This is a genomic window from Trebonia sp. (genome assembly GCF_030042015.1).
Taxonomy (GTDB): Bacteria; Actinomycetota; Actinomycetes; order Streptosporangiales; family Streptosporangiaceae; genus Trebonia.
In genome coordinates this window covers 1-6,201 of record NZ_JASIAL010000541.1, presented here as the reverse complement: position 1 = coordinate 6,201, position 6,201 = coordinate 1, and the positions used below count along the sequence as shown (strand labels likewise).

Below are 6,201 nucleotides of genomic sequence, written 5' to 3'. Positions count from 1 at the left end.
TCCGCCAGCATGACCTTGCGCCCCTCCTGCGCGATCGAGACCGCGAGTGAGGCCAGGGCGAGCGCCGCCACCTTCGGCTCGTCCACGGCTACGACCGCGAGCGCGCGGTGCCCGTCCTTCATCGAGACCGCCTCGCGCAGGTGCGCGACGATGCGCCTGATATCGGGGTCGTCTGCTCCGCCGATACCGCCCTGGCTGGCCGCCCTCTTGCGTCCGCCCGCCGTGGCGCCGACGCTGAGCTTCACGGGAGCGCCGAGAGCCCGCGCGATGTCATCGCGCCTGCGCAGCCGGTCGGACGTCACGGCCCCGATCACGACGATGCCCAGCCCCAGGGCCAGACCGCCCACCAGCCCGTAGACGGCGTAGATGAGCACCCACTTCTTCGTGGAGTACGCGAGCGCCTCGGCCGAGTCGAGCACCACGCTGCCCTTGATGGCGGCCAGCGTCTGGCTGCCTGCCTGGTTCTCGGCGATGGCCTCCTGGAGCACGCTCAGCGACAGGGCGGCCTGGTTCTCCTGGGCCTGCAACTTCTTGAGCTCGGCCTGCTGCGCCGACGTCTTGGGCTGGTGCTCGACGGCGGCGACCTTCGATTGCAGCGACGCTACGCTCTGCATGTCCCCGGGCACTTCCTGCTGCATGGACTGGGTCACCACCTGCTGAGCCTGCTCCTGCTGCTGGGCTCTCAACTGCAGGAACGAGCTGGCTATCGCGTTGGCCCGGCTGACCGCCTCGCTGCTGGTCTTCGCGCTCGCCGTGATCTGCAGCACGCGTTCGGTAACGATCGTGACCGAGTACGAGGCGGCAAAGCTGCCGAGGCTCTGGTGAATTCCGAGCTTGGCCATGGCAAGCTTGGCCACCGTGTGGCTCTCGGCGATCGCCTGCTCGTCGAAGACCGCCTCCGACGGGTTCTCGTCGATCCCGTACGTGATCAGGACCGAGGTCTGCGCCCTGTGCGCGGGGGGGTCGATCTTGAAGAAGCCCAGGCCGATCACGATCCCGACGAGGGCAAGTGCGCACACCAGCCGCGTCTTGCGCTGAATGGCCGCCCAGATGTACCCCAGGCTCACGAGGCCGGCGGCTACATCGGCCGGCTGGTCCTCGGGCAGGATGAAGTCAGGAAAGGCTGTGAGCCGCGCGGGACCGTCATGGTCCCCGTTCAGTGAGTACGTCACCGCCTGCTCACGTTCCGTCATCGTCTACTCTCCGTCACTAGGCCGACCATGCGGGTTGGCGTCTGGTGTTGGTCCAACCGCGCCAGCTGTGGCAGGCGGCCGGTTGTCTGATCACCTGGCTCGGGGTTGGCCACCAGGATTCCGGCGATGGTCCGGCCGGCACCAGCGGCGGCGGCAGCGACGCGGACCAGTTGCTTCGCGGTGACCGCGCCAGCGGTGACGGCCAGCAGCGTCACGTCGGCGCGCGGCGTGCTGGCGAGGCGAGGCGCCTGCGGGCTGACGACATCAACGGCGACGGTCAGGGCGGCCTGCGCCGACGGCTGGGAGACATCCTCGTGGCTGCTCACCATCACCCGGAGGTTCCCCGTGTCCCGTCCCGTCGCGGCGCCGCCCGCCGCCCGCAGGGCGGTCGCCTCCCTGGTGGCCTGACATGGGCCGACCACCAGGGCAGTGGGAATGCCTTGCGCAGCGGCGGACACCGCGAGCTGGGGACCTAGCGCGAGAGCCGCGCGGTCCGGCGTCAGCGACAGCACCGCTACCGACCCGGTGCCGCCGTGACCGGATTGCCAGGGCAGGCCGAGCTCACGAAGCGCACGCTGCAGGAGCCACGCATCGCCCGCCGGGGGTTCGTAGTGCCAGAAAAGCTTCGTCCAGCCGGCGGCATCGGCCGGGGAGCTGGCGCGGACGCCGGCCAGGACGGGTACCCCGATCGAATCGGCGATGGCGTCGCGCTTGCGCAGCCGACGGTCGTTGCCCCAGATCGCGAGCACGGCGATGAGCGCGACCACCGCGCCGGCCGCCGCGCCGGCCGCGGCCGCCTCGTAAACACGGGTGGTGCGGGGCTTCGCGCTCGCGGTCGCCGCGGGCTGCAGCAGTTCGGCTGGCTGCTGCCCGGCAGGGTTGCTGGCGGCGGTGATATAGGCGATATAGCTGCGGGTGACGGCGTTCGCCGTCCGTTCCGCCTGCTGCGCGGTATCGCCCTGGGCGCTGATCGATATCGTCAGCGCGCCCGCCTCGGCGACCGTGATCCGATGCTGCAGTGCCGCGAGGGAGACTCCGAGGCCGGCGCTGCGCAGCGCGGCCACGAGCACCGGCACGCTGGTGACGACGACGGACTGCGTGGAGACGTTGACGGAAGGCGTCTGCCCGCCGGCCGTTGTGGCGTTGGGCGGAGGGGGGAGAACGACGAGCGCGCTTGCCGTGTACATCTGGGGCTGAGCCGCGAAGTACGCGGTGTTCCCGATCAAGCCCAAGGCCACGATGGTGCCCGCCACGATCCTGTGCCGCCACACGATCGTGGCTGACTTCTTCAGATCCAGCGCCTGCCCGCTCACTCAGCCTCCGGGAGAGTACTCTGCCAAGGAATAAGAGCGCACGGGCGGCGTCGTGATACGGCTACGCAAAGGTAGATTTGCCGGACCGCGGACTATGGCGCGGTGCCGGAGGCGGCCCGCGCAGCTGCACGGATGCCTGCCGGCTGTATCAGGCCGTAGTCCTCCCCGATCTCCTGCATGCACACGCTGTCAGCTGCTTAGTCCAGCCCGGGCAGCCGAAGGAGATTAGGGACAGACGTGAACAAGCCACCCCCGCCGAAGACTCCCAAGGTCGGCCTCTTCGGCATCCTCGGTTCCGGGAATTCGGGCAACGACGCGTCCATGGAGACCGTGCTCGACTACCTCGCGGCCGCCCACCCCGACGCCATCGTGGACGCCATGGGCGGCGGGACGCCGGACCAAATGCGTGTCAGGTACGGCATCGCCATCACGCCCCTGTACTGGTATTCGAAATATGAGGGCCGCCTGTCCGGCCCCATGGCGGCCCCGGTCAAGGCCCTTGGCAAGGGGCTTGACGTATTCCGGACCATGTCCTGGGTACGCCGCCACGACGTGGTGATCATGCCGGGTACTGGCCCGCTAGAACTCACCTTGCCAGTGCGGCCGTGGGGGTACCCGTTTACGCTGCTCGTGGTCGCGCTGGCCGGGAGAATCTTCCGCACCAAGGTCGCGCTCGTGAGCGTCGGGGCCGGCCCCGTCAGGCAGCGGACCAGCCGGTGGCTATCCAACGCGACCGCACGGCTGGCGTGCTACCGGTCCTACCGCGACGAGCACTCGCTGGAGGCGATGCGAGCCCGGGGCATCGACACGTCGCGGGATCGCGTGTACCCCGACCTCGTCTTCGGCGTCCCGACCCCGCCGTACCAGCCCGGGGACCTGCGGGTAGTCGGCGTCGGCGTGATGGCGTATTACGGGGGAAACGACGACCGGGCGCGCGCGGCGGAGATTCACTCGTCTTATGTGCAGAAAATGACGCAGTTCACCAGCTGGCTCGTGAACTCCGGCCATCGGGTGCAGCTTTTCGGCGGGGACAGCAAGTTCGACTGGGACGTCGCCGACCAGGTGCTGGCGGCCGTGCGGCGTGAGCGGCCAGATCTCGGCCCGGCAGCGGTGTCCGCCGAACGCGCCGATTCCTACGCCGACCTCATGCGGCTCATGTCCCCCATCGGAACGGTGGTCGCCACCCGCTACCACAATGTGATGTGCGCGCTGAAACTCTGCAAGCCAACCATATCCCTGGGCTATTCACAAAAGTTTGTCGAGCTGATGACGGACATGGGGCTGGCGGAATTCAACCTTTCCGCGAACTCGTTCAGCGTCGCCCAGCTTATCGAGCAGTTCGAGGCGGTCAAGACGCGGCACGCCGAATTGCGGCAGCGGATGGCGGACGCGAACGCGGCGAACATGCGCGCCCTGGACGACCAGTTCACCGTCTTGTCGCAAGTGCTCTTCGGCGGGGACCGCGGGGACGGCGGGGACAAGGCCGTCCCCGCGAGCCCTCGGGGCCGTCACGCGGCTGAATCGGCCATCAGGAGATGACCAGCTTGGTGCACGTGAAGGCCTCGGCATAGCGCGCGCGGCACTCCACGCCGCGCAATCGCGCCAGCCCGAGAAACGTCTCCGCTCCCCACCAATCGCGCTTGTGCTGTGAGGGGTAGTACTCGTCGAGCAGTTCGGCCTTCGTCCGCGCGATCTCGTCGGTCAGCGGGAAGTACGTGTTCGGCCGGGGCATGTCGCCGTCCCACTTGGGCACCTCGTAGCCGAGGAGAACCTGATCGCGGAAGGCCGTCGGCAGCACTTCCGCGATCGTCCGGTGGTCTTGATGCGCGTCGCCCGGAGCGGGCCCGAGAATGAGGTCCGGGGTGAACGAGCGGGCCACGCCCTCGATAATCTCCTTGACCTGGGCCCAGACGGCCGGCAGCCGTCCCTCGGGCAGATCATGGAACTCGGCCTCGAGGTCGGCGCCTGGCGTGAAGCCGCGCGCGGCCGCCCTGGCCTCGCGCTGCCGCTCCGGCGTTCCGGTAAGCAGCACATACCTGACCCGAAGTCCGTGCTGGCGTCCGGCGAGGCTGAGCAGGGTGCCGCCCGCCGCGATCTCGATATCGTCCGGGTGCGCTCCGATCGCGAGCACCGACAGGGGCCCCCCGGTGGGGGCGTTCAGCTGCCAGCTGATCACGCGGTGACCACCTGGTCGGCGGCTCGCGCGGCCGCGCCGGCCAGGACGTCCGCGGACGTGGCCGCGGTGTGCAGCCCGGAGCGCTCGGCGTCCCAGATCATCCACGGGCAGTTCCCCCTGTGGTACATCTCCTCCATCTGGGCGCGCTCCTTGACCGTGTCCGCCGGCGACCAGTACCCCTTGTACGGGTAAGCGAGCGCGCGCCCCTGCGGCACCAATCGCACGATCGCGTCCTCGACGAGGTCCTCGCCTTCGTTGAGGTGGTCGAAGATTTCCTGCCGCATCACGAAATACCCGCCGTTCTCCCACTGGCGCAGGTCGCGCACCGGGGTCACCTGGGTGATGAGACCGTTCTCGTCGATGTCCACGACGTGATGGGAGGATTGCGGAGGCACGGCGAGCAGGCTGATCACCGCCTCGCTGGCCGCGAAACGGGAGATCATGTCAGGCAGCGGCGCGTTCGTGAAAACGTCCGCGTAGTTGGCCAGGAACATCTCCTCGTCCTGGACGAAGCGCCGGACTCGCCGCAGCCGCTCGCCGATCGCGGAGTGCAGGCCCGTGTCGACGAACGTGATTCGCCAGTCAGAAATATCCGTCTTGAACAAATCGACCTGACCGCCGCCGCTCATCACGAAATCGTTGGACCGGGTCTCGTCGTAGTTGAGGAAGAAGTCCTTCACCGCGGAGGCGCCATATCCGAGGCAGAGCACGAATTCCGTGTGCCCGTAGTGCGCGTAGTAGCGCATGACATGCCAGAGCAGCGGACGTTCGCCGATCAATGCCATGGGCTTAGGCGCGGTCGTTACCCCGTCCCGCATGCGCATGCCCAGGCCACCACAGAACAGGACCACCTTCATGTCACCCTCCTCCTTGAGGTCACCTGAGCTATCAGACCTGGCAGGCACGCTCTGTAATACGAAGCTCACACGACTTCGAGCGAGGGGATCGGGAAGACCAGGCGCCCGCCCCAGGATCGCACGTAGCCAAGCTGAGTGGTGATTTCATCGCGCAGGTTCCACGGCAGCACGAGGATGTAGTCGGGCCTGGTCTGCGCCAGGCGCTCTGGCGGGTAGATCGGGATGTGCGTGCCCGGCAGGAACTTCCCCTGCTTGACCGGCGACCTGTCGACGGTGTAGGCGAGCAGGTCCGACCTGATCCCGCAGTGGTTGAGCAGCGTGTTTCCCTTGCCAGGCGCGCCGTAGCCAGCCACCGCGCGCCCCTGAGCCGCGGCGCTGAGCAGGAAGCCCAGCAGGTCGCTCTTGATCCGCAGCACTTCGCCCGCGAAATCCTCATGCCCGGCGACCGAATGCAGGCCTGCCGCTTCCTCCGCGTCGAGCACCGCCTTCACCCGTTCGCTAGGCTCTCCCGCGGCCCCGGCCGGCCGCGCGTAGACCCGCAGCGAACCCCCGTGCGTGCCCAGTTCCTCGACGTCGACGACGCGCAGGCCCGCGGTCTGCAGCGCTCGGCTCGAGGTAAGCAGCGACAGGTACGAATAGTGCTCGTGGTAAATCGTGTCGTA

Annotated in this window: 6 protein-coding genes; 1 reads left to right on the top strand and 5 read right to left on the bottom strand. The window is 68.2% G+C overall.

All coding sequences use genetic code 11. The features are described 5' to 3' along the window. Together Q1N79_RS28735 and Q1N79_RS28730 are read right to left on the bottom strand one after the other, a co-directional pair. A partial coding sequence (locus Q1N79_RS28735) for a hypothetical protein (protein ID WP_300614219.1) occupies positions 1-1,193 on the bottom strand: 1,193 nt, incomplete at its 3' end. After that, positions 1,190-2,506: a Wzz/FepE/Etk N-terminal domain-containing protein gene (locus Q1N79_RS28730; protein ID WP_300614218.1), complete on the bottom strand. Its 1,317-nt coding sequence runs from the start codon at positions 2,504-2,506 to the stop codon at positions 1,190-1,192. The genes Q1N79_RS28735 and Q1N79_RS28730, both read right to left, overlap by 4 nt. Positions 2,507-2,743: 237 nt before the next feature. On the opposite strand from Q1N79_RS28730, the gene Q1N79_RS28725 reads away from it, so the two are divergent. Beyond that, complete coding sequence (locus Q1N79_RS28725) at positions 2,744-4,045, top strand: polysaccharide pyruvyl transferase family protein (protein WP_300614217.1); 1,302 nt, start codon at positions 2,744-2,746, stop codon at positions 4,043-4,045. Here Q1N79_RS28725 and Q1N79_RS28720 read toward each other — a convergent pair. The 3 genes from Q1N79_RS28720 to Q1N79_RS28710 form a co-directional block, all read right to left on the bottom strand. Continuing rightward, a complete protein-coding gene (locus tag Q1N79_RS28720) occupies positions 4,035-4,682 on the bottom strand; it encodes a PIG-L family deacetylase (RefSeq protein WP_300614216.1) in 648 nt (215 codons plus the stop codon). The two genes, Q1N79_RS28725 and Q1N79_RS28720, sit on opposite strands and share 11 nt — an antisense overlap. Continuing rightward, positions 4,679-5,539, bottom strand: coding sequence for a sugar phosphate nucleotidyltransferase (locus Q1N79_RS28715; protein ID WP_300614215.1), 861 nt, complete (start codon positions 5,537-5,539; stop codon positions 4,679-4,681). Before Q1N79_RS28715 ends, Q1N79_RS28720 begins: the two co-directional genes overlap by 4 nt. A gap of 65 nt (positions 5,540-5,604) precedes the next feature. After that, positions 5,605-6,201, bottom strand: a 597-nt coding sequence (locus Q1N79_RS28710; protein ID WP_367185153.1) for a methyltransferase C-terminal domain-containing protein, incomplete at its 5' end; no start/stop codon positions are given.

What these genes read in the sequence shown, in the direction of transcription:
- Q1N79_RS28715 (WP_300614215.1), bottom strand. Translation starts at nt 5,539, where the DNA reads ATGAAGGTGGTCCTGTTCTGTGGTGGCCTGGGCATGCGCATGCGGGAC.